We start from the raw sequence: 19,836 nt of genomic DNA on the forward strand, positions 1-19,836 counted from the left end.
GAATCTTTCCCTGCTGGTTACGCCTATTCACTGCCCTGGCCGTCAAATCCTGCTTCGCGCTGATGCCGGATTGCCACGATGGTGACGGCATCTCCTGAAATGTCTACGCGATACAGCACCACATAGCCATCCTGCCCAAAACTGATGAGCAGTTCCCGGAATTCAGCAGGTAAGTATTCTTCCGGGCAAGGCCGCCCTACCAGCGGGAACGTAGCGAGTTGGTCAATGGCGCTGGTGATGCGTTCCGCTGCCCGAAGTGCCGCCCGTGGGTTCTTTTCCGCGATAAATTCCCGCAGCCGGATCATGTCATTCCAGGCGCGGCGGGTAACGTTTATTTGTGGCACTCTGGGGCTTCCTTCTCGTTATCAGTTCCCCATGTGCTGATCCAGCTTTTTGCCTCGGCCCAGGTAACATGCAGGCCGTCTTGCCGGTATTCCTCCCACGAAGCCAGCGCATCCGCGTAGAAAACCGCCTTGCGCTCTTCCTGTTCAATGTAGCGGTTGATGGCTTCCACCATCAGCCAGTGAGGGGTGCGCCGCTTGCTGTCAGCCAAACGCCGCAGCCGGGCACTCATGTCATCGCTTAACTTTACGGAAGTGGTAGCCATCGTGTTTGCTCCAGCATTAAAAGGTAACACCTGGTAGTAAGTGTTAAGTAAGCATAGTGTAGCGAGGTAAACACCGCAATAATACATCCTGACCAGACCGCTACTGCTGAGAGACAGACACCAAAGTGCAACTTGATTGCAAATACCAAGCGGCCTCACTACAATCCAGTGCAATCAAGTTGCAATACGGATTTCAATAATGCACAACGTCACTGATACCCGCCTCCCCGTTACCGTGCTGTCAGGCTTTCTGGGCGCGGGCAAAACCACCCTGCTCAACCACATCCTCACCAACCGCGAAGGCAAGCGCGTCGCCGTCATCGTCAACGACATGTCGGAAGTGAACATCGACGCCGAACTGGTGCGTTCCGGCGGTGCGGAACTGTCACGCACCGAAGAAAAAATGGTGGAAATGAGCAACGGCTGCATCTGCTGCACCTTGCGTGAAGACCTGCTGCTGGAAGTCGGGCGGCTGGCCAGTGAGGGCAAATTCGACTATCTGGTGATCGAATCCACCGGCATTTCCGAACCTATGCCAGTGGCGGAAACCTTCACCTTTGCCGATGAAAACGGGCAATCGCTGTCCGACATTTCCCGCCTCGACACCATGGTCACGGTAGTGGACGCCGCCAACTTCCCGGTGGAACTTGACCGCGCCCGCTCCTTGCAAGAAGTCGGTGAATCGCTGGGCGAGGAAGACGAACGCAGCGTGGCGGAACTGCTGGTGGATCAGGTGGAATTCGCCGATGTCATCCTGCTCAACAAAATTGACCAGATCAGCAACGCCGAGCGCGAGCGGCTGGAACACGCCCTGCGCCAGCTCAACCGCGAAGCCGAGATTATCCCCATCAGCTTTGGGCAGGCTCCGCTGGACAAAATCCTCGACACCCGCCGTTTCAGCTTTGAACGCGCCGCCCAAGCCCCCGGTTGGTTGCAGGAATTGCGCGGCACGCACACCCCGGAAACCGAAGAATACGGCATCAGCAGCTTCGTCTACCGCGCCCGCCGCCCGTTCCACCCGCAACGGTTGGCAGAAGTTCTGGACGGCGAACTGCGTGGCGGCACACTATTACGCTCCAAAGGCTATTTCTGGCTGGCGACCCGCCATCACAGCGCGGGCGAATGGTCACAAGCAGGCGGCCTGCTGCGGCTGGGCAAGGCCGGGTTCTGGTGGGCTGCGGTTCACCGCGACGACTGGCCTGACGACGCGGAATACCGAGAACACATCCTCGCCCAGTTTGAAGGCGACTATGGCGACCGCCGCCAGCAACTGGTATTCATCGGGCAAGGGCTGGACAAAGCCCGCATCACCGCCGCACTCGACAGTGCCTTGCTGGATGACGACGAAATGCAACTGGGGCCGGAAAGCTGGAAACGCTTCCCCGACCCAATGCCGGTGTGGGGGTAAGCATGACCGAAGCTGAATTGCTGGCAATGCCGCCAGAGGATTATATGAATGAACAACAACTGGCATTTTTCCACCAGCGCTTGCTGGCAATGCGTCAGGAAATCCTCAAGCGCGGCGAAGAAACCGTGCAATCCCTGCGCGAAAGTGAGTTGCTGCCCGACCCCGCCGACCAGGCCACGCTGGAGGAAGAGCATGTGCTGGAATTGCGCACCCGCGACCGTGACCGCAAGCTGCTGAAAAAAATCGGCGACGCTTTGACGCGAATCGATGAAGGAAGCTACGGTTACTGCGAGGAAAGTGGCGAACCGATTGGCTTGCCGCGCTTGCTGGCGAGACCAACCGCCACACTGGGCATTGAAGCCCAAACACACCGTGAAATCCAGCAACGGCAATTTGCAGGGTAACAGATTCATGTCAAAAGCGTTTTTCCAGTCGCTTGAGCCAAGCCCTTGCAAAACCCGGTTTCCGCTGGATACCGTTTTGAAAAATCTGACCTTCAATGAGCAAGGGCTGATTCCCGTCATTACCCAGCAATACGATACAGGCAAGGTGCTAATGCTGGCCTGGATGAATGCAGAATCCATCCGCAGAACGCTGGCTACAAGAGCGATGACGTATTGGTCACGTTCCCGGCAAGCGTTTTGGGTTAAGGGGGAGAGCAGTGGCAATACCCAAACGCTCAAACTCATGCGCATTGATTGTGACGGTGACGCCCTGCTGTGTCAGGTAGATCAACAAGGGGGCGCAGCTTGCCATACTTTGCGCTCAAATTGCTTCTATTTTGAGGTGGATACCGTGTCATCTAACGTAGTCGTCAATGAATCCATACCGCTATGAAAGCCAACTATTGCTTGTTGATCGGTTTTTTTCTGTTCCTATCAGGTTGTGATACTGAAACAGCCCCCAATGCAGGGCAGACATCACAAGCGGCAACCTTGCCAGCAGACGCTCCCGCACTAGGGACGAAAATCCAGCAATTGGCAAGTTCGGATAGTGCAGTTGCCTCACCAACTGACGAGTACCCGAAAATTGCCTGGGAAGATCTGGAATTACCGGGACATGGGCTGGAAGACATCGTAAAAAAATACCAGGCACAGATTGACGCCATTCCAGAAGGTGACCCGGCAGAGCAGGCCGTAATGGATAAAATGCAGGCGGAACTGAATACTGCCCCTGTCAACCCAGCCATGAATGGCAAAAAAATCAAACTGCCCGGATTCGTCGCACCGCTGGAAATAGATGAAAGCAACGGGATGGTAGGTGACTTTTTATTAGTGCCTTATTTTGGCGCTTGCATCCACCTTCCCCCGCCACCCTTGAGCCAGACGATTCTGGTCAAACCAAAAACGGGCAAAAGTATTGGCATGGAGCGGGTTTATGAACCTGTCTGGGTGTCTGGAACTGTGAAGGCAGAAAGCACTAAAACCGATCTTGCTGATGCTGGTTACAAGATACTGGATGCCGCGATAGAAATGTACCAGGAACCGGAAGATGAAACAGAACAGCAACCCTAGAAACAGCCTGCTGACCGCCGGGATAGGTTATCGCCTGTTGCTGGTCGGGCTGCTGATTGCCCTGCTGTGGCTGGCAGTCGGGTGGGTGCTGTGGTGAATACAATGAATCAACTACGAGGATTATTTTAGTGGCAACAACTTCCACCATGTCGCCGATAACCGGCACGCCGTTCATCGAATCAGCTCCGCCCAAGGATAGACGCAGCCTTAGCGCCTCAATGCGTGGCGGTCGCCACCCGATTTCAGGTGTCACGGCGGCTTTCGCAACCACCCAAACCGATACGCCCAGCAACGACGAGATTGCCGTTTGCGCACCCGCCACGCTACGCCTTGTCGAGGAACTTTTCGAGCGCTGGAACGAGGCGCTTAAAAGCGGTGATGCGCAACGGGTCAGCCAGTGTTATGCGGAAGATGCGGTTCTGCTGCCCACTGTTTCCAATGTTCCCCGGCTTTCCCGCCGCGAGATTCAGGATTATTTCGAGCACTTCCTGCAGAAACAGCCGCTTGGCGAGATCAATCAGCGCAACGTCAAAATGGGCTGTAACAAGATCACCGATGCAGGTATCTACACCTTTCGCATCATTGACGGCGGCAAAACCGAGTATGTCCCGGCACGCTACACGTTTGTCTACGAGAACCGCGACGGGGGGTGGCTCATTGCTCACCACCACTCATCCTTAATGCCATGACACACCCGCCCGCCATCCGCTTCCACAACCTGACGCTGGGTTATGGCAGGCACAAGGTCATACAGCACCTTAACATGAGCATCCCGCACGGGGCATTGCTGGCCGTTGTCGGGGCAAATGGCGCAGGCAAATCCACCCTGTTCAAGGCATTGATGGGCGAACTTAAGCCCCTGGGCGGCAGTATCCATTTGCATGGAGTCGGGCTGCGTGAGCTTGCTTACCTGCCACAACGGGCGGCATTGGAGCAGAACTTCCCGATTGATGTGCATGATTGCGTGGCCATGGGCTTGTGGCGGCAGGTGGGCGCTTTTGGGGCGGTATCCGCCACGCAGGAAAGTCGGATTGCCGCCGCGTTGGCAAGCGTCGGGCTGGATGGTATGCGGCATGTGCCGTTATCCCGCTTGTCTGGCGGGCAGATGCAAAGGGCTTTGTTTGCCCGCCTGTTGTTGCAGGATGCGCCTGTGATCCTGCTGGATGAACCGTTCAACGCCATTGATGAGAAAACCATCCAGGATTTGCTGGCGCTGATACAGCAATGGCATCAGCAAGGGCGTACCGTGCTGGCCGTGCTGCACGACCGCGAACGGGTGCGCCGCCATTTCCCTACCGCCTTGTTGCTGGCAGAGGGGCAAACGCGCTACGGGGCAACAGCGAAGGTGCTGGAACAGGTGCCAGAGCGGGGTATTGCCTGATGCTGTATGACTGGCTGTTCGCCCCGTTTGCCGATTATGTCTTCATGCAACGCGCACTGGTGGGGACATGGGCAATGGCTTTGGGGGCAACCCCGTTTGGTGTGTTCCTGCTGTTGCGGCGCATGAGCCTGGTGGGGGATGCGATGGCGCACGCCATTTTGCCGGGAGTCGCGGTCGGCTACCTGCTGGCGGGCTTATCCCTGACGGCCATGACGCTCGGCGGTCTGGTGGCGGGCATGGTGGTGGCCATCCTGACCGGATTGGTGGCGCGGCTGACCCGTTTGCCGGAGGATGCCAGCCTGGCGGCTTTTTACCTGCTGTCATTGGCGCTGGGCGTACTGATCATTTCCAGCAAGGGCAGCAATGTCGATCTGGTGCATGTGCTGTTTGGGTCAGTATTGGCCCTGAACAATGCGGCCTTGTTGCTGGTGGCGGGCATTGCCAGCCTCTCGTTGCTGACACTGGCGGTGTTATACCGTCCGCTGGTGCTGGAATGCCTCGATTCTGCCTATTGCCGTTCCGTCAGCACCTTTGGCGTGTGGACGCCGGTGGTGTTTCTGGTCATGGTGGTGCTGAACCTGGTGGGCGGCTTCCATGCACTGGGAACCCTGATGGCGGTGGGCATCATGATCCTGCCTGCCGTCATTGCCCGTTTCTGGACGCAACGATTAGGCACGATGCTGGCCGTCGCCATCGCGGTCGCCATGCTGTGCAGTTGGCTGGGGCTGTTGATGTCGTTCCATTTTGACCTGCCATCAGGGCCGACCATCATCCTGAACCTGGGGGTGGTGTATATCGCCTCTGCCCTGTACGGGCTGCGCAAGCAATATGGCGGGGTTGCGCCTGCCCAACAATCATTTCACCCATGAAGGAGACAACACGATGTTACATCAATGGTTACGGCGTGGCCTGCTGGTATTGCTGCTGGCATGGCTACCGTCGGTTCATGCCGAAGAAACCCCGCTCAAGGTCGTTGCCACCTTCAGCGTGCTGGGGGATATGGTCAGGGCGGTTGGCGGCGACCGTGTTCAGTTAACAACCCTGGTGGGGCCTGACAGCGATGCCCATGTTTACCAGCCCACGCCCGCCGATGCCAAAACTGTCGCGGAAGCGGACATCCTGTTCGTCAACGGCTTTGGCTTCGAGGGCTGGCTGGAGCGGCTGATCGAAGCCTCCGGCTATAAGGGCAAAATGGTCACTGTGACCGAAGGCATTACCGGCTTGCCCCTGGCTGATGCTGACGGGCATAAAGAGGAACACGGCCACGGCGATGTTGACCCCCATGCCTGGCAAAGCCTTGCCCATGCCAAAACCTATGTGCATAACATCAATCGCGGTTTGCAGGCAGCCGACCCGTTAAACAGCGCCGTGTACGCCATTAACCGGGACGCCTACCTGCAACAACTGACGGAACTGGAGCAACTGATCACCGACACCCTCGACAAGCTGCCGGAATCACGCCGCAAGGTCGTCACCAGCCACGATGCTTTCGGCTATTTTGCGGATGCCTACCGGCTCACCTTCCTTGCACCGCAAGGCATCAGCACAGAAACCGAAGCGACGGCCAAGGATGTGGCCGCCCTGATCGAACAGATTCGCGCTGAAAAAATCACGGCGGTTTTTCTGGAAAACATGATGTCGCCACGCCTGCTTGAACAGATTGCGGCTGAAAGTGGTGCGAAGGTAGGGGGCACGCTGTATGCTGACGCTTTGTCGCCTGCGGATGGCGAAGCCGGAACCTATCCGAAAATGATGCAGCACAATATCGAAACCTTATACCAGGCATTGAAGGCGGAGTGACCCAGGCATGGCTCCAAGCACCCAGCAACACCCGGATGATTACGTGGACACCCGCCTCCCCATCACCTTGCTGACCGGCTTTCTCGGCAGTGGTAAAACCACCTTGCTCAACAACCTGTTGAAACCTTCATTCTGGGAACGCCTGCTGCGCGCCCCACCCCTGACCGCCGTGATCATGAACGAATTCGGCAGCATCGGGCTGGATCACCAACTGGTCGGCGACAGCCAGGGGCCGATGGCGCTGCTGAACGGCGGTTGCGTGTGCTGCGAAATCCAGGGTTCACTCGTCCCCACCCTGAAAAACCTGTGGATGGGGCGGCGTGACGGCACACTGCCGCTGTATGAACGCATCATCATCGAAACCACCGGCGTTGCCGACCCGACCTCGGTGATGGAAACCCTGTTGCGCTCCGACTGGGTGGCGCGGCGGCATTATCTGGATGGGGTGGTCACTACCGTGGACGCGCTGTTTGCCGACAGCCAACTGGATGTGCATTTCGAGGCGGTGCGGCAGGTCGCCACCGCCGACCGCCTGCTGCTGACCAAAACCGATCTTGCCAACACTGACAAGATTGCCCAGCTTGAAAGCCGCCTGACCAAACTCAACCCGTCAGCCCCGATTGTGCCAGTGCTGCATGGCGATATAGACCCGCAGCATGTGTTTGGCTTGCGCGCCTACCATCAGTCCGAGCCGGTCAAGGCGAAACAATGGCTGGCGGCGGACAGTTTCCGGCTGGTGACGCCGGTTGCGCCGACCCACGCAGGTATCCGCAACCCCAGCCTGCCCGCAGCCCCCGGCATTGATGGGCGCATCCGCAGTTTTTCCCTCACCTTCGACCAGCCGTTGCCATGGCAAGGGGTATCGGATGCGCTGGAAACACTGGTCAGCTTTTGCAGCCACCGCCTGCTGCGCATGAAAGCCATCGTCAACGTGCAGGAATACCCCGGTCGCCCGGTGGTGTTGCACGCCGTCCAGCACCTGTTTTACCCCTCGGTGGAACTGCCGCGCTGGCCGGATGATGACCATCGCAGCCGCTTTGTGTTCATCACCGCTGACCTGGATGAAACCTTTGTCAGCAACCTGCTATCCTCTTTCACCCGAACCCTCGAAAATTTATAAACCGGAGAACAACATGAAATTACCCTACACACTGATCAGCACCCTCAGCCTGCTGGCTGCCCTGTCGATTGGCAATGTTTACGCCGATGACCACAAGCACGAAGCCCACGACGATGGCAAAGCCAAAACCGAAGCGCACGAACACGAAGGCCACAAGCACGAAGCGGAAGGCCATGAAGAACACGGCGCACACGAACACGGCGTCGCCACCCTGAGCATTGCCGCCGGTGAATCCGGCCTGGAAATCATGCTCGAATCCCCCGCCGCCAACATCGTCGGCTTTGAACACGCCGCCAGCAGCGATGAGGACAAACAAAAACTGGCTGATGCAAAAGCCAAACTGGAAGCCGGGGCAGACCTGTTCAGCATCAACCCGGAAGCGGAATGCACCCTCAAAAGCGCCGAAGTGGTTTCCGCGCTGTTAGGCAATGCCGAAGCAGAAAAGGAAGATCATGACCACGAACACAAGGATGGCGACAAGGAAGAACACGCCGACCATGAACATGAAGAAGGCGAAACCCATAGCGATATGGATGTCACCTGGGCTTTCGCCTGCGCCAAACCGGCAGAACTGAAGGAAGTCACCACCAAACTGTTTGCCGCCTTCCCTGACGGCTTGCAAAAGCTCAAGGCCGAATGGGTGACTGACAAGGGCGCATCCGCGCAGGAGCTGGATAAAGACGCCACCCTCAAGCTGAATTGATGAACGTCATCCAACTGCGCGACCTGTGCTACCGCTGGCCGGGGCAGACCCGCGATACGCTGGCCATCGCCGAATTGCAGGTGCCACAAGGCGAACACCTGTTCATTCGCGGTGCCAGCGGCAGCGGCAAAACCACCCTGCTGAACCTGCTGGCCGGAATCCTGATCCCGGCCAGCGGCAGTCTCGCGATACTCGGCAAGGACATGGGTAACATGAACGGTTCCGCCCGTGACCGTTTCCGCGCCGACCACATGGGCGTGATCTTCCAGCAGTTCAATTTACTGCCCTATCTGTCGGTGCTGGAAAACGTGCAACTGCCCTGCCATTTTTCCGCGCGGCGCAAGCAACAGGCGGGCGACATGCAGGCCAGCGCCAACCGTTTGCTGGATCATCTGGGGCTGGAAGAAGGTTTGCGTCACCGTTCCGTCACCGACCTGAGCGTAGGTCAGCAACAACGGGTAGCCGTGGCGCGCGCCCTGATTGGCAGCCCGGAACTGCTCATCGCTGACGAACCGACTTCCGCGCTGGATACCGATACCCGCAACGGTTTCCTCGACTTGCTGTTCCAGGAAGCGGAAGCACAGGGCAGCACTATCATCTTTGTCAGCCATGACCCACACATTGCCAGCCATTTTCCCCGCGTAGTCGACCTTACGGAAATCAATACCCCTCACCCCAGCCCTCTCCCTCAAGGGGAGAGGGAGCAAGAGGCGCTACCATGATCCTCCTCAAACTCACCTTGCGCAGCCTGTGGAATCGCCGCGCCAGCCTGCTCCTGACCCTGCTTTCCATCGCCATCAGCGTCCTGCTGCTGTTGGGGGTCGACTATATCCGCAAGGAAGCCAGGAACAGTTTCTTCAGCACCATTTCGGGTACGGATCTGGTGGTGGGCGCACGCAGCGGCCCGGTGCAACTGCTGTTGTACAGCGTGTTCCGCATTGGCAACGCCACCAACAATATCAGTTGGCAATCGTATCAGGAGGTTATCAGCAACCCGCTGGTGGAATGGTCGATCCCGCTGAGCCTGGGCGACTCGCACAAGGGCTACCGGGTGCTGGGGACGAATCAGGATTATTTCCGTTATTACCGCCATGGCGACAAACGCTTGCTGGCGTTCGCGGCGGGCAAACAGTTTGAAGGCGTATTTGATGCCGTACTGGGGTCGGAGGTAGCCCGCAAGCTGGGTTACAAGCTGGGGGATAAAATCACGCTGGCGCACGGCTCGGGTTCAACCAGCTTTGCCCAGCACGCCGACAAACCGTTCACGGTGGTTGGCATCCTCAAACCGACCGGCACGCCGATCGACCGCACCGTGCATGTGTCGCTGGAAGCGATCGAGGCCATCCACATCGACTGGGTGAACGGCGCGCCGGTAGCGGGTTACCACATCAGCGCGGAAGAAGCGCTGGAGAAAAACTTACAGCCCAAGCTGATCACGGCATTTCTGGTCGGGCTGAAAAACCGTGCCGCCTCCTTCCGGGTGCAGCGCGAGATCAACGAATACAAGCGGGAACCGCTGCTCGCGACCCTGCCGGGCGTGGCGCTGGCGGAGTTGTGGCAGGCCATCGGCATGTTTGAAACCGTGCTGCGCATCATCACCGGTTTCGTGGTGGCGGCGGGGCTGCTGGGAATGCTGACCGTGCTGCTTTCCACCCTGAATGAGCGGCGGCGGGAAATGGCGATCCTGCGTGCAGTCGGGGCGCATCCTCGTCAGGTGTTCCTGCTGTTTGTGCTGGAAGCACTGGTGCTGGCGGTACTGGGATGCCTGGCGGGGATGGCGCTGCTTTATGCCGCGCTGTTCGCCGCCCGGCCCTGGGTGATGGCGGAATACGGTTTCTACCTGCACACCTGGATACCGGATGCACCCAATCTGCTGATGCTGGCGGTGGTAGTGGTGCTGGCACTGGTGTTCAGCCTGATCCCGGGGGCGATTGCCTACCGCCGTTCCTTGCAGGACGGTTTGACCGTGAGGGTGTGACATGCTGCCCGGTGCTGTGGAAACAGCAATCAGATCGCCAGCTCATAGCGCGTGGTTCTGCCACCACCGGGCAACGCAAGAATAATGCCTTTGGCTAACAGATCAGCAAGGTCACGGCTGGCAGTACGGTTAGGGCACTTCGCAATCGTTTCATATTTTCTGGTGGTAATGCCGCCTTCAAAGCCCTTGCGGCCTTCTGCAAACACCCGCGCCACCATCCTGGCCTGGCGTGCATTCAACTGATCACCATACGTTTCATAGAACCGCGCTTTGCCCAGCACAAAATCCACTTCCTCTTTGGCGATTTCCTGCGCCCGGATCACCGTGTCGGCAAAATAATCCAGCCAGGCATTGACATCCATACCGCCACGGCTCGCTTGCTCCAGTTGCTGGTAATAAGATTTTTTGTCTGCCGCGATGGCCGTGGCGAGACAAGCCGTGGTGGGGTAGCCAAGACACTGCGAAAGCGCATGGTCGGCAATCGCCCTGCCGACCCGCCCGTTACCATCATCAAAGGGGTGGATGACCTCGAACCAAAGGTGTGCAATACCCGCTCTGGCAATCCCTGAAGTCGCTTTTGTCTTATTCGGAAAGCCAAACTGGTTATACCAGTCGATGAATGCCATCATTTCATCCGCTACCCGGTTTGCGGGCGGGGCTTCATAGTGAACCTTCTCCCGACCATAAGGGCCGCTCACAATTTGCATGGGTGACGGATCAGTACGGTATGTGCCCAGAAGAATAGGGATATAACGCTGCTCCGGAACTGCCATGCTTTGCCATTGCCCCAGCAGATCATGTGTCAGGGGTTTTTGCCAGGTGTTACGAACGTCTACCAGCAGCAAAGCCGCCCCCGTTGCTTTCTGGTCTGCGTTGTCCGGCAGGGTATCGGCTGTGATTAACGCCAGCAGTGATGATCTGACCGATTCCCTGTCCAGGTTTTCACCCTCAATGGCGTTGGTCTTGATAGCCTCGGAAAGCATCAGGTCAACCGTTGCATCCTGCCGGGAAGCTGTTGGCAACGCCTCGAAACGACCCGCCAGACGTTCTGAATTCAAGCGAAACACAAGCTCCCGCTCTTCGAGCAAGCACGGGTCATAGTGAAAGTCAGGCCATGCCGGTTGTTGCCATATCCATCTCATGGCGTGATTTTAGCATCTATTCACGCCGTTTACAGGTGATTTATGGCGTGAATATGAAGCTTAATCACGCCAGTCATTAGTCGTCATTCTCAGGCTGGCAGTAAAGCTTCAATGTCACTGTTTCCCACCTGTAACCGGCGTATGGAACGTCATGCAATCCGTGAGCGACGTTCCGCTGCAACCGTAATTGACCCGCCAGCTCGCCCGCCAGCAGGGTCTTTAGCACGTCGATAACCCGGTCTTTTCCTTTCATATTATTTGCTCCTTAATCGTTCATCATGGATTGCAGGTAGTTTTGCAGACCGGCGTTGTCGATCGCCCATTGCTGGGATTCGAGCCAGTCGGTCTGCTCTTCTTCCTCTTCGAGGATTTCCTGCAACATGTCGCGGGAAACGTAATCCTGCGCCTGTTCGCATTCGGCGATGACCTTGCGCAGTTCCGCCACCACTTCACCGGCAAGGCGCAAGTCGTTGGCGAGGATTTCCGGCACGTCTTCGCCGAGGTAGAGCTTGCCGAGGTCTTGCAGGTTGGGCAGGGCTTCGAGGAACAGGATGCGTTCGATCAGTTCGTCGGCCTGTTTCATGGCCTTGATGGAACGTTTGTATTCCTTGCCGTTGAGCTTTTCCAGCCCCCAGTTTTTGCACATGCGGGCGTGCAGGAAATACTGGTTGATCGCCGTCAACTGGCTACGTAGCACCAGATTCAGCGAACGGTTGATGTCGGGGTTTCCTTTCATAGGCGTCTCCTGTTGTTTAGGTTGGTTTTATATTCAATGCCTGTCCATCCTATCCCTTGCCAATCAGCCTGGTCAATTAAGCTCTACTGCCTATCAAGCGATACCCCAAACCCGCCAGCGCCAGAAACCACACAATGCTCGCCCCGGTCGGCAAGTCCAGCCACGCCGATACCATAATTCCCGCCGCATACCCTAGCAGCCCCAGCGCAAAGGCATCACGCAAGGAACCAGCCTGTTCCCGCCACACCGCAAACGCCGGGATCACCAGACTGGCGAACACCAGATACACCCCCACCACCTGCGCCGCAAAGGTAATCACCACCGCAAACAACAGGTAAAATGTCTGCCGTGCGAACAGGCGTGGCAACCATTGCGGTTTCAACCATGCCAGCAGCCAGTAGGCCGCCGCCAGCACCGCCAGCGGAATCAGATCAGGCCAGTTCACCCACAGGATTTGCCCGGCCAGCAGCTCACGCAGGTGTTCGCCACCGTGCGGATTATTCGCCAACAACAACAACCCGCCAGTCGCCGCCAGCACAAACACAATGCCGATCAGGGCTTCCTGCTGGCGTTGCAGGCGCATTTCCGCCCAGCCCAGCAGCCATGCACCCGCCAGCGCCGCGCTCAGGGCAATGAGTTGGGTTTCCCAGCCATGCACTTCCCAGCCGAAACTGTGCGCGGCAATCACCCCCAGCCCGGCAATCTGCGCAATCGCCAGATCGATGAAAATGATGCCCCGGCGCAGAACTTCGCGCCCCAGCGGGATGTGGGTCGCCAATACCAGCACCCCGGCAACAAAGGCCGGGGCGAGGATGCTGAATTGCAGCGTCCAGTCCATGCGCTTACTTTGCCGCGCCGTTCAGGCGCTGGATGATGTCGTCGAATAGTTTAAACAGGTCGCTGGCCTCGGGCGTACCACCCACGGTGGAAGGCAGCAGCACCGCCGGAATACCCGCCTTGCCGGATAGCCATTGCGCCGAACGCGGGTTCTGGTAGGCGGAATAAATCACCACGCTGGCCGGGGTGGTTTGCAGTTGCTGCAATACGCTGGTCAGGTGCGCGGTAGTAGGCGGAACGCCGGGCTTGGGTTCGAGTGTGGCGATTTCCTGCAAACCCAGCCAGTCTTGCAGGTAAACCCAGCTTTTGTGGTGGACGACCACCACCTTGCCGCGCAAGCCCGCCGCCCTGGCCTGCCAGCCCTGCATGGCCTGTTGCCAGCGGCTGTTGAAACTGGCGTAACCCTGCTGGTAATGGGCGGCGTTGGCGCTATCCACCTGCGCCATGCGTTCCGCCAGCGCCTTGCCGACCTGTGCGATGCGGCGCGGGTCGGTTTGGATGTGCGGATTGCCATCAGCGTGGACATCCCCCATGCTGCGGTCAACTTTTTCCGGAATATCCAGCAGTTGCACGTATTGCGCGGCCATGAAATTCCCCGGCTGGCTTTCCTGAATGGCAGCATTGCCGGATTTGCTCAGCAGTAACGGCAGCCAGCCGATTTCCAGTTCCGCGCCGGTGCAAACCAGCAAATCCGCCTGCCGCGCCTTGGCAATCAGGCTGGGGCGGGCTTCGATATGATGTGGGTCTTGCAAGCCGGTGGTGGCGTTGTAGACCGTGACCTGGTTGCCGCCGATTTCCTGCGCCAGTGCGCCCCATTCCGGTTCGCAGGCGAAGATATTGAGGTCGGCATGGGCGAGTGTGCTGCCGCATAGCAGGGCAAAGATGAGAAAAATGCGTTTCATGGAATCTCCTTAAAAACCGTGTGCGCCGTGCGAGCCAAAGCTGTGGGTGTATTGCAGGATCACCTGCCTGTCAGTTTCCGGCGTGCTTTTGTCTTCGTTGAATTGCAAGCGCAGGCGGCTGTATTCGCGCGGGCTGTAATCGACCATCAGGCTGTTGCGCTTGGGGGTATGGCCTTCGGTGGCCAACCCGGCGGCTTCCACCTGATGCTCGGTCGCTGCCGCGCCACTGGCCTGGGTCAGGGTGTTGTCGCTGCCCAGATGGTCATGGCGCAAACCAACCCGCCAATGTGGGCGGAACTGGTAAACGCCCTGCACGTAGTAGCCGTCCTGCTTGCCGCCATAATTCAGGGTGCGCTCAATGCCGCCGTCCGTGTTGAGCATGTCAATCGCGCCGTCTTCATCGCGCTGGAAATATTCCGCCTGCAATTTCAGGCTGCGTTCTTTCGCATTGCCATTGGGCGCCCATTTGTAGGTCGCATTGACAGTATTGATGCGGCTTTTGCCACTGAAGCCGGGGGTGACGGAATGCATGGAACCATCCGGGCGTTCGTGTTCGTGCAATTCCCCCAGCCGGTTGTTGATGCTGTCCGCCCGCCAGTGGCCGACGCCTGCCTGCCAACTGTGATCCGTGCCGATGTCGCCACCCGTCTTGGCAAATACCGTCGCCGCGCCCACGGTATCGTCACTGTCGCTAGCGGGGAATTTGTCGCCCCGGAACAATTCCGCACCCACTTGCACAAAGGTGTCAGTCGGCGCGACGTAGCTGAGCTGCACCCCGTCATCGTTGGTATGTGCGCCAAACATACCCTTGTACACCAGCGGGTTGTCGGCAAAATCCCATTCGTGATTGTGCTTGCTGCTCAGATAGCCGACATCGGAGAAGAAGCGCCCCGCCTTGACGGTTACGCCGTTGCCCAGCCCTCGGGTTTCGACGAAGGCTTCTTCCAGTTCCATTTCCAGCCCTTCGTCTTCGGTTTCCATGATGCCGGTGGTGACGCGGGCTTTGAGCTTGTCGTTGATATTGCCGGAAACCACGGCCTCAATATGCCCGGTGTGCAAGCCTTCGCGCATCCCGTGGTCATGCCCTCCGGAAGGGAAACCGGGCAGGTGGGCGTGCTCGTGATCGTGCCCTTCTTCCCCCTCGCCTTCCTCGTGGGCGGCCTCATCCTTGTTGCTGTCGAAATAGATACCTTCGACGATCAGGCTGCCCTCCCAGTTGGAAGTGGGCTTGAGGGCTGCCTTGATGGTGTCGCCGGTGGTGGTTTCGGCGAAAGCGGCAGGTGTTGCCAATGCGGCGGCAATGGCAAAGGCCGAAGTAGTCTGTGTCAGTTGCATGTATTCACCCCGTTGGTGTTTGCACGTTTATAATGGAGCAAATGGTATGTGCATTACTTGACAAAATGCAACATAGTTGCAAAATTTTGACGCAAACGAGTAGCAGAAATGACCCAGGCTAGCCCCCTTCCCGGCAATGAATCCACCGCCCGCAGCCTGCTCCAGCAAGCCCAAGGCAGGGCAACGCCTGCACGGGTCGGGGTGCTGGGCATCCTACTGAATGCCAACGCCGCACTGAGCCATCAGGAAATTGAGCAAACCGTGCATCAGCAAGGGCTATCCGTTGACCGGGTAACCCTGTACCGGGCGCTCGACTGGTTGGTGGAACAAGGGTTGGCACACAAGATCGCGGGCGCGGATCGCACCTGGCGCTACAATGCACAGGCCGGAACACCCCACCAGCACGCACATTTCCATTGCAAGCAATGCGAACAGGTGTTTTGTCTGGAAACCCTGCAACCCACCCTGCTGTTTGCCCTGCCGGAAGGCTATCGGATCGACGAAGTGGAACTGAACCTGCAAGGGCTTTGCCCAAATTGCGCCAAATTACTGTAGCCAAGCTTTACATTTCTTTACACTCCACTTACCTATCTTTACGGGTATTCAGTGAATACTATGCTGACATTCTTGAACCAAGGAGAAAGCATTGATGAAACCTGTATTACTGATGTCCGTGTTGGCAGGCGTATTGATGAGTGCCACTATCGCCGCACAGGATGAGATACCACCACCAGCCCCAGCAGGGCAGACCGAACGTATGCAAAACGAACTGGGTCTGACGGATTCACAAGTCAGCCAGATCAACAGCATCGAAGCTGCCCAGCGGGAAAAAATGCAAGCCCTGCATGATGATTTCCAGACAAAAATCAACAGCATCCTGAGCGCGGAACAAGCCGCCCAGCTTGAGCAGATGCAAGCACAACATCAGCCGCCGGGCAATGGAGGCATGGCAGGTGGCCAACGTCCGCCACCACCCGGAAATGCAGGCATGTCAGGAGGCCAACGCCCGCCACCACCGCCAACCGGAGACAAGGGGACGGGCATGGGTGGCCAGCCACCGGAAGCTGGTGGCATGGCCGAACGCATGCAAAACGAACTGGGCCTGACGGATGAGCAGGCCGCCCAACTGGCACCCCTGCAACAACAGCAGCGCACCCAAATGGACGCCCTGCGTACTGAAACCCGGCAATTGATCAAACAGGTTCTGACAGCTGAACAAACCACTGCGTTTGAACAGATGCAACCGCCACAACCACCACGCGGTATGCCAGGCAACCCGCCCATACAGTAAGGAATATGCACGAAACATCCTCTGTAGGAGTTTGCCCTGCCAGCGAATCGACAGCAAGACTGGCTCCTCAAGGATTCGGATGGAGACATCATGATGGAAAAAAAATCAGCTTTAGCAGAACGCCGCCACATCCTGAAAATACTGGGTGGTGGCATCCTGTTGGGAAACCCCTGGCTATCCAGTGCCTGGGGCAATACAGCCATTAGCGCAGCCGCCACTACAGGCACAAAATGGGCATCAGGCAACACCAGCCTGATCACTGTGCCCTACCCGGACGACAGCATTTTTGACAGCGGCAATACCTGCAACATCGCGTTAACCCAGGCAACCACCGAAGGCCCCTGCTATTTCGGGGTGGAAACCGGGGAAGATATTTCCAGCGGTTTATCTGGCTTGCCTATGCAGTTATGCCTGAAGCTGGTCGATTCAGACTGCCAACCGCTGGAAAATCACTGGATTGAGGTCTGGCATTGCGACAACCGTGGCGTCTATTCCGGCAACACCCGCGAGAGTTTTGACAGCAGCCGCTTTGCCGGGGGCTTTTGCACCAGTAATGACAGCGCCGCACAGGCCAGCACCTGGTATCGGGGAATCTTGCAGACCGACAGCAAGGGGCGGGTAAATTTCAAGACCTGTTTCCCCGGCTGGTATCGCGGGCGCACCATCCACATCCACTTTGCGGTCAGGGAAAGGTCAGGCCATGCGCGGGTCATTTCGCAATTCTGCTTTACCGATGCGCTTGCCAAAGAGATTTGCACCACGCATGAACATTACAGTAGCCGTGGCGAACAGGATACGACGCTGGCGGGTGGCCGGGATGGCGTGTTCCCCAGAAGTGGTTACGAAAGCTTTATGCTGACGACAGCGCAAAATGCCGATGGTACGTTACTGGCTTACCACACGATCAAGATTGCCTGAAGAACGGGTGAAATGCCCATTGCATAAGCCGGGGAAAAAGCGAAACAGCGCAGTTTATGCTGCACAGTTACGTGGCGACCCCAAACGGGCATGACAACTGCTGGATAGGCTGGGCGTGTAAAGCTGATCACTTTTATGAGAAATCAAGAGGAACAACTATAGTGCGACACACCACCAGCGTTAAAAAATGCCTTGGGTTTCAGGCGATAGTATTTATCTTCCACTGCTTGTGATTGCTCAGCATAGGGGTGGCTAAATACTGCTTGCAGCTCTTTGACCAACGTGTAATCACCCTGCATGGCTTGTTGATAGGCCGGGACAACCAGCCATTCCCGCCATGTATATTTGGGGTTGGTCTGTTTCATCTTTTTTGATATTTCAGCCAAATCGCCATCATTCATGACAAGTTCGCGCCAGCTGTTTAGCCAGGATTGCCACTGCCCATCAAGTTGTGGCGAAGTTTTAACATAAAAGCTCTTTTTCAAGGCTGAAACATCGTCCGGGATATGGGATAACTCGCGGAAGAAAAGGGGGTAATCCACCTCTGAGTCGATCATCAACTGCATCAACTGCTTGAAGAGTACTGGATGGAATTCAGTCAGGCCGAGTTTGGCTGCCCACATTTTTTGCATCTGTTCTTGCATGACTTCTGCAAAGTCGTGGCGTATCTGATCGAAATGCTCCAAAGCTTCAGTATCTTCTGCCAGCAGCGGCCTCACCGCTTTCCAGAACATGTGATAATTGGCCTCTGCCGCGGTTGGCTGATTGAAAAATGAAAAGTGCTGGCCGCCACCAGTCCAGGGCTGAAACGCAGGATCAAAAATTTCACAAAACCCAAAGGGGCCATAGTCGAGGGTAAAGCCACCGGCGGCACAGTTGTCACTGTTAAAATTCCCCTGGCAGTAACCAACACGTAGCCAATTGGCCACCAGTGAAGTAAGACGCTGGCAAAACAGTTTAGCCAACTCAATCAATTGCTCTGTAAAAGCAAGATACTGATTAATTTCGCTTTTATATTCCCGCTCAATCAAATGCGACACGATCATCCTCAACTCTTCCAGTGTTCTTGGATGCGCATGACTGCGGGCGCGCCGGGCAAATAACTCCAGCTGACCAACACGCAAAAAGGAGGGCGCAACCCGCGTTGCGATAGCCGCAGGATTATCCACCATAATATCGGGGTCAGTGTAGTGGGAATCCTGAGAATACCAGGGTCGGGCAACGGTCTCGGATTTGGAAACATACAGCGTCAAAGAGCGCGATGTCGGCACACCCAAGGCGTGCATATAATCCTGCGCCAGAAACTCACGCACACTGGAACGCAGTACCGCACGCCCGTCGCCACCACGGCAATAAGGCGTTCGGCCTCCCCCTTTCAATTGCATTTCCCTGCGCTGGCCATTGAAGACGCCTTCAAACACGGATATTGCCCGACCATCACCATAAGCATTGCCCGTACCGAATGGGCATTGTTGGGTATATTCAGTGCCATAAATCGACAGTGCATAACCTGTTGCCCAGCCCACCTGGCGCATAGGCTCCTGCGCCGCAGAGAGATTGCCGGAAAATACCTGGCGAAACTTTTCATCCAGCGCCAGCTCATCACTCAAGCCGAGTTCCCTAAAAAAAGTGCTGCTGTGAGTTACATATTCCGGGTCTGGAAGCGGTGTGGGCGTCACGGGCACGAAATGGCCGGAAAAAACCTGACGGGCACGGTGATCATGACCATCGCCGGTAGCGTCAGGGTCGGCATTCAAGGTGTCCATCAGGGAATAATCCGCCAGTCGAGCAAACGCATCGAAGTTTGTTATGCAGGACTCAGCAGAGGGTTTGGATGAATGTGGCATGGTTACTAGCACCGGTAGATTGTTGGCAAAGGCTAACACCATACTAACCGAAGCTACCCAGATGGCATGAGAAAGCACACTTCTGTCGGGCCAACTGATGCCCCTGAAAACCGGAATCCCGGTAAACGTTGCAACCCTCAGTCACTTGCACCTGTTCTTCGCCTGCAATCCGCTTGTCATGGATTTTTACACTACGGATTTCCCAGATATTTGGTGTCACGATCATCCAGTCCGGCAATCATGAACACCTACATCGGGATAATCAACTCAGTCCAGAAAACGGGCGGGAGGAAAAAACCACCCGCCCCCGGAATAAC

General features: G+C 57.0%; 25 protein-coding genes. 15 read left to right on the forward strand and 10 right to left on the reverse strand.

The window, feature by feature from the left end; genetic code table 11:
- Positions 1-23: 23 nt before the first annotated feature.
- The gene (locus tag THINI_RS04930; protein ID WP_002707551.1) at positions 24-344 is read right to left on the reverse strand and encodes a type II toxin-antitoxin system RelE/ParE family toxin; all 321 of its coding nucleotides are present in this window, start codon (positions 342-344) and stop codon (positions 24-26) included.
- Complete coding sequence (locus tag THINI_RS04935; protein ID WP_002707552.1) at positions 332-607, reverse strand: CopG family ribbon-helix-helix protein; 276 nt, start codon at positions 605-607, stop codon at positions 332-334. The genes THINI_RS04930 and THINI_RS04935 overlap by 13 nt, the downstream gene beginning before the upstream one ends.
- Positions 608-806: 199 nt before the next feature.
- Between THINI_RS04935 and zigA the strand changes: the two genes are divergently transcribed.
- From zigA to THINI_RS04995, 12 genes are all read left to right on the forward strand, one after another.
- Complete coding sequence (gene zigA / locus THINI_RS04940; RefSeq protein WP_002707553.1) at positions 807-2,015, forward strand: zinc metallochaperone GTPase ZigA; 1,209 nt, start codon at positions 807-809, stop codon at positions 2,013-2,015.
- A gap of 2 nt (positions 2,016-2,017) precedes the next feature.
- The gene (gene dksA, locus THINI_RS04945; RefSeq protein ID WP_040839110.1) at positions 2,018-2,419 is read left to right on the forward strand and encodes an RNA polymerase-binding protein DksA; all 402 of its coding nucleotides are present in this window, start codon (positions 2,018-2,020) and stop codon (positions 2,417-2,419) included.
- 76 nt (positions 2,420-2,495) lie between these two features.
- Positions 2,496-2,852, forward strand: coding sequence for a phosphoribosyl-AMP cyclohydrolase (gene hisI, locus THINI_RS04950; RefSeq protein WP_245536578.1), 357 nt, complete (start codon positions 2,496-2,498; stop codon positions 2,850-2,852).
- Complete coding sequence (locus THINI_RS23180) at positions 2,849-3,529, forward strand: DUF3299 domain-containing protein (protein ID WP_002707556.1); 681 nt, start codon at positions 2,849-2,851, stop codon at positions 3,527-3,529. The genes hisI and THINI_RS23180 overlap by 4 nt, the downstream gene beginning before the upstream one ends.
- Before the next feature lie 128 nt (positions 3,530-3,657).
- Positions 3,658-4,218, forward strand: a complete 561-nt coding sequence (locus THINI_RS04960) for an SgcJ/EcaC family oxidoreductase (protein ID WP_002707558.1) — start codon at positions 3,658-3,660, stop codon at positions 4,216-4,218.
- Entirely contained in the window at positions 4,215-4,910 is a 696-nt protein-coding gene (locus THINI_RS04965; protein WP_002707559.1) for a metal ABC transporter ATP-binding protein, read from the forward strand. Before THINI_RS04960 ends, THINI_RS04965 begins: the two co-directional genes overlap by 4 nt.
- Entirely contained in the window at positions 4,910-5,779 is an 870-nt protein-coding gene (locus THINI_RS04970) for a metal ABC transporter permease (RefSeq protein WP_002707560.1), read from the forward strand. The genes THINI_RS04965 and THINI_RS04970 overlap by 1 nt, the downstream gene beginning before the upstream one ends.
- Before the next feature lie 13 nt (positions 5,780-5,792).
- Entirely contained in the window at positions 5,793-6,710 is a 918-nt protein-coding gene (locus THINI_RS04975; RefSeq protein WP_002707561.1) for a metal ABC transporter substrate-binding protein, read from the forward strand.
- A 7-nt stretch (positions 6,711-6,717) separates the two neighbouring features.
- Positions 6,718-7,830 carry a CobW family GTP-binding protein gene (locus THINI_RS04980; protein WP_002707562.1) on the forward strand — a complete coding sequence of 371 codons (1,113 nt, stop codon included), beginning with the start codon at positions 6,718-6,720 and terminating at the stop codon, positions 7,828-7,830.
- 13 nt (positions 7,831-7,843) lie between these two features.
- On the forward strand, positions 7,844-8,533 hold the full coding sequence (locus THINI_RS04985) for a DUF2796 domain-containing protein (RefSeq protein WP_002707563.1): 690 nt from the start codon (positions 7,844-7,846) through the stop codon (positions 8,531-8,533).
- Positions 8,533-9,255, forward strand: coding sequence for an ABC transporter ATP-binding protein (locus THINI_RS04990; protein WP_002707564.1), 723 nt, complete (start codon positions 8,533-8,535; stop codon positions 9,253-9,255). The genes THINI_RS04985 and THINI_RS04990 overlap by 1 nt, the downstream gene beginning before the upstream one ends.
- On the forward strand, positions 9,252-10,511 hold the full coding sequence (locus THINI_RS04995) for an ABC transporter permease (RefSeq protein WP_002707565.1): 1,260 nt from the start codon (positions 9,252-9,254) through the stop codon (positions 10,509-10,511). The genes THINI_RS04990 and THINI_RS04995 overlap by 4 nt, the downstream gene beginning before the upstream one ends.
- A gap of 29 nt (positions 10,512-10,540) precedes the next feature.
- Here the strand turns inward: THINI_RS04995 and THINI_RS05000 are convergent, their stop codons facing one another.
- The 6 genes from THINI_RS05000 to THINI_RS05020 form a co-directional block, all read right to left on the reverse strand.
- Positions 10,541-11,653: a Fic family protein gene (locus tag THINI_RS05000; protein ID WP_002707566.1), complete on the reverse strand. Its 1,113-nt coding sequence runs from the start codon at positions 11,651-11,653 to the stop codon at positions 10,541-10,543.
- Between the two features lie 76 nt (positions 11,654-11,729).
- Positions 11,730-11,906 carry a hypothetical protein gene (locus THINI_RS25040; protein WP_002707567.1) on the reverse strand — a complete coding sequence of 59 codons (177 nt, stop codon included), beginning with the start codon at positions 11,904-11,906 and terminating at the stop codon, positions 11,730-11,732.
- Positions 11,907-11,918: 12 nt separating this feature from the next.
- Complete coding sequence (gene bfr / locus THINI_RS05005; protein WP_002707568.1) at positions 11,919-12,389, reverse strand: bacterioferritin; 471 nt, start codon at positions 12,387-12,389, stop codon at positions 11,919-11,921.
- Positions 12,390-12,465: 76 nt separating this feature from the next.
- On the reverse strand, positions 12,466-13,227 hold the full coding sequence (locus THINI_RS05010; protein WP_002707569.1) for a metal ABC transporter permease: 762 nt from the start codon (positions 13,225-13,227) through the stop codon (positions 12,466-12,468).
- Between the two features lie 4 nt (positions 13,228-13,231).
- Positions 13,232-14,128, reverse strand: a complete 897-nt coding sequence (locus THINI_RS05015) for a metal ABC transporter substrate-binding protein (protein ID WP_002707570.1) — start codon at positions 14,126-14,128, stop codon at positions 13,232-13,234.
- Positions 14,129-14,137: 9 nt separating this feature from the next.
- Positions 14,138-15,463 carry a porin family protein gene (locus tag THINI_RS05020; RefSeq protein WP_002707571.1) on the reverse strand — a complete coding sequence of 442 codons (1,326 nt, stop codon included), beginning with the start codon at positions 15,461-15,463 and terminating at the stop codon, positions 14,138-14,140.
- A gap of 108 nt (positions 15,464-15,571) precedes the next feature.
- On the opposite strand from THINI_RS05020, the gene THINI_RS05025 reads away from it, so the two are divergent.
- From THINI_RS05025 to THINI_RS05040, 3 genes are all read left to right on the forward strand, one after another.
- Entirely contained in the window at positions 15,572-16,018 is a 447-nt protein-coding gene (locus THINI_RS05025; protein ID WP_002707572.1) for a Fur family transcriptional regulator, read from the forward strand.
- Between the two features lie 94 nt (positions 16,019-16,112).
- A complete protein-coding gene (locus THINI_RS23185) occupies positions 16,113-16,754 on the forward strand; it encodes a hypothetical protein (RefSeq protein WP_002707573.1) in 642 nt (213 codons plus the stop codon).
- Positions 16,755-16,844: 90 nt separating this feature from the next.
- The gene (locus tag THINI_RS05040) at positions 16,845-17,672 is read left to right on the forward strand and encodes a dioxygenase family protein (protein ID WP_002707574.1); all 828 of its coding nucleotides are present in this window, start codon (positions 16,845-16,847) and stop codon (positions 17,670-17,672) included.
- Positions 17,673-17,815: 143 nt separating this feature from the next.
- Here THINI_RS05040 and THINI_RS05045 read toward each other — a convergent pair whose 3' ends face one another.
- On the reverse strand, positions 17,816-19,561 hold the full coding sequence (locus THINI_RS05045) for a protein adenylyltransferase SelO (RefSeq protein WP_002707575.1): 1,746 nt from the start codon (positions 19,559-19,561) through the stop codon (positions 17,816-17,818).
- A 1-nt stretch (position 19,562) separates the two neighbouring features.
- Positions 19,563-19,757, reverse strand: coding sequence for a hypothetical protein (locus THINI_RS05050; RefSeq protein ID WP_040839115.1), 195 nt, complete (start codon positions 19,755-19,757; stop codon positions 19,563-19,565).
- Positions 19,758-19,836 lie beyond the last annotated feature (79 nt).

Origin of the sequence: Thiothrix nivea DSM 5205, assembly GCF_000260135.1 — a bacterium.
Taxonomy (GTDB): Bacteria; Pseudomonadota; Gammaproteobacteria; order Thiotrichales; family Thiotrichaceae; genus Thiothrix; species Thiothrix nivea.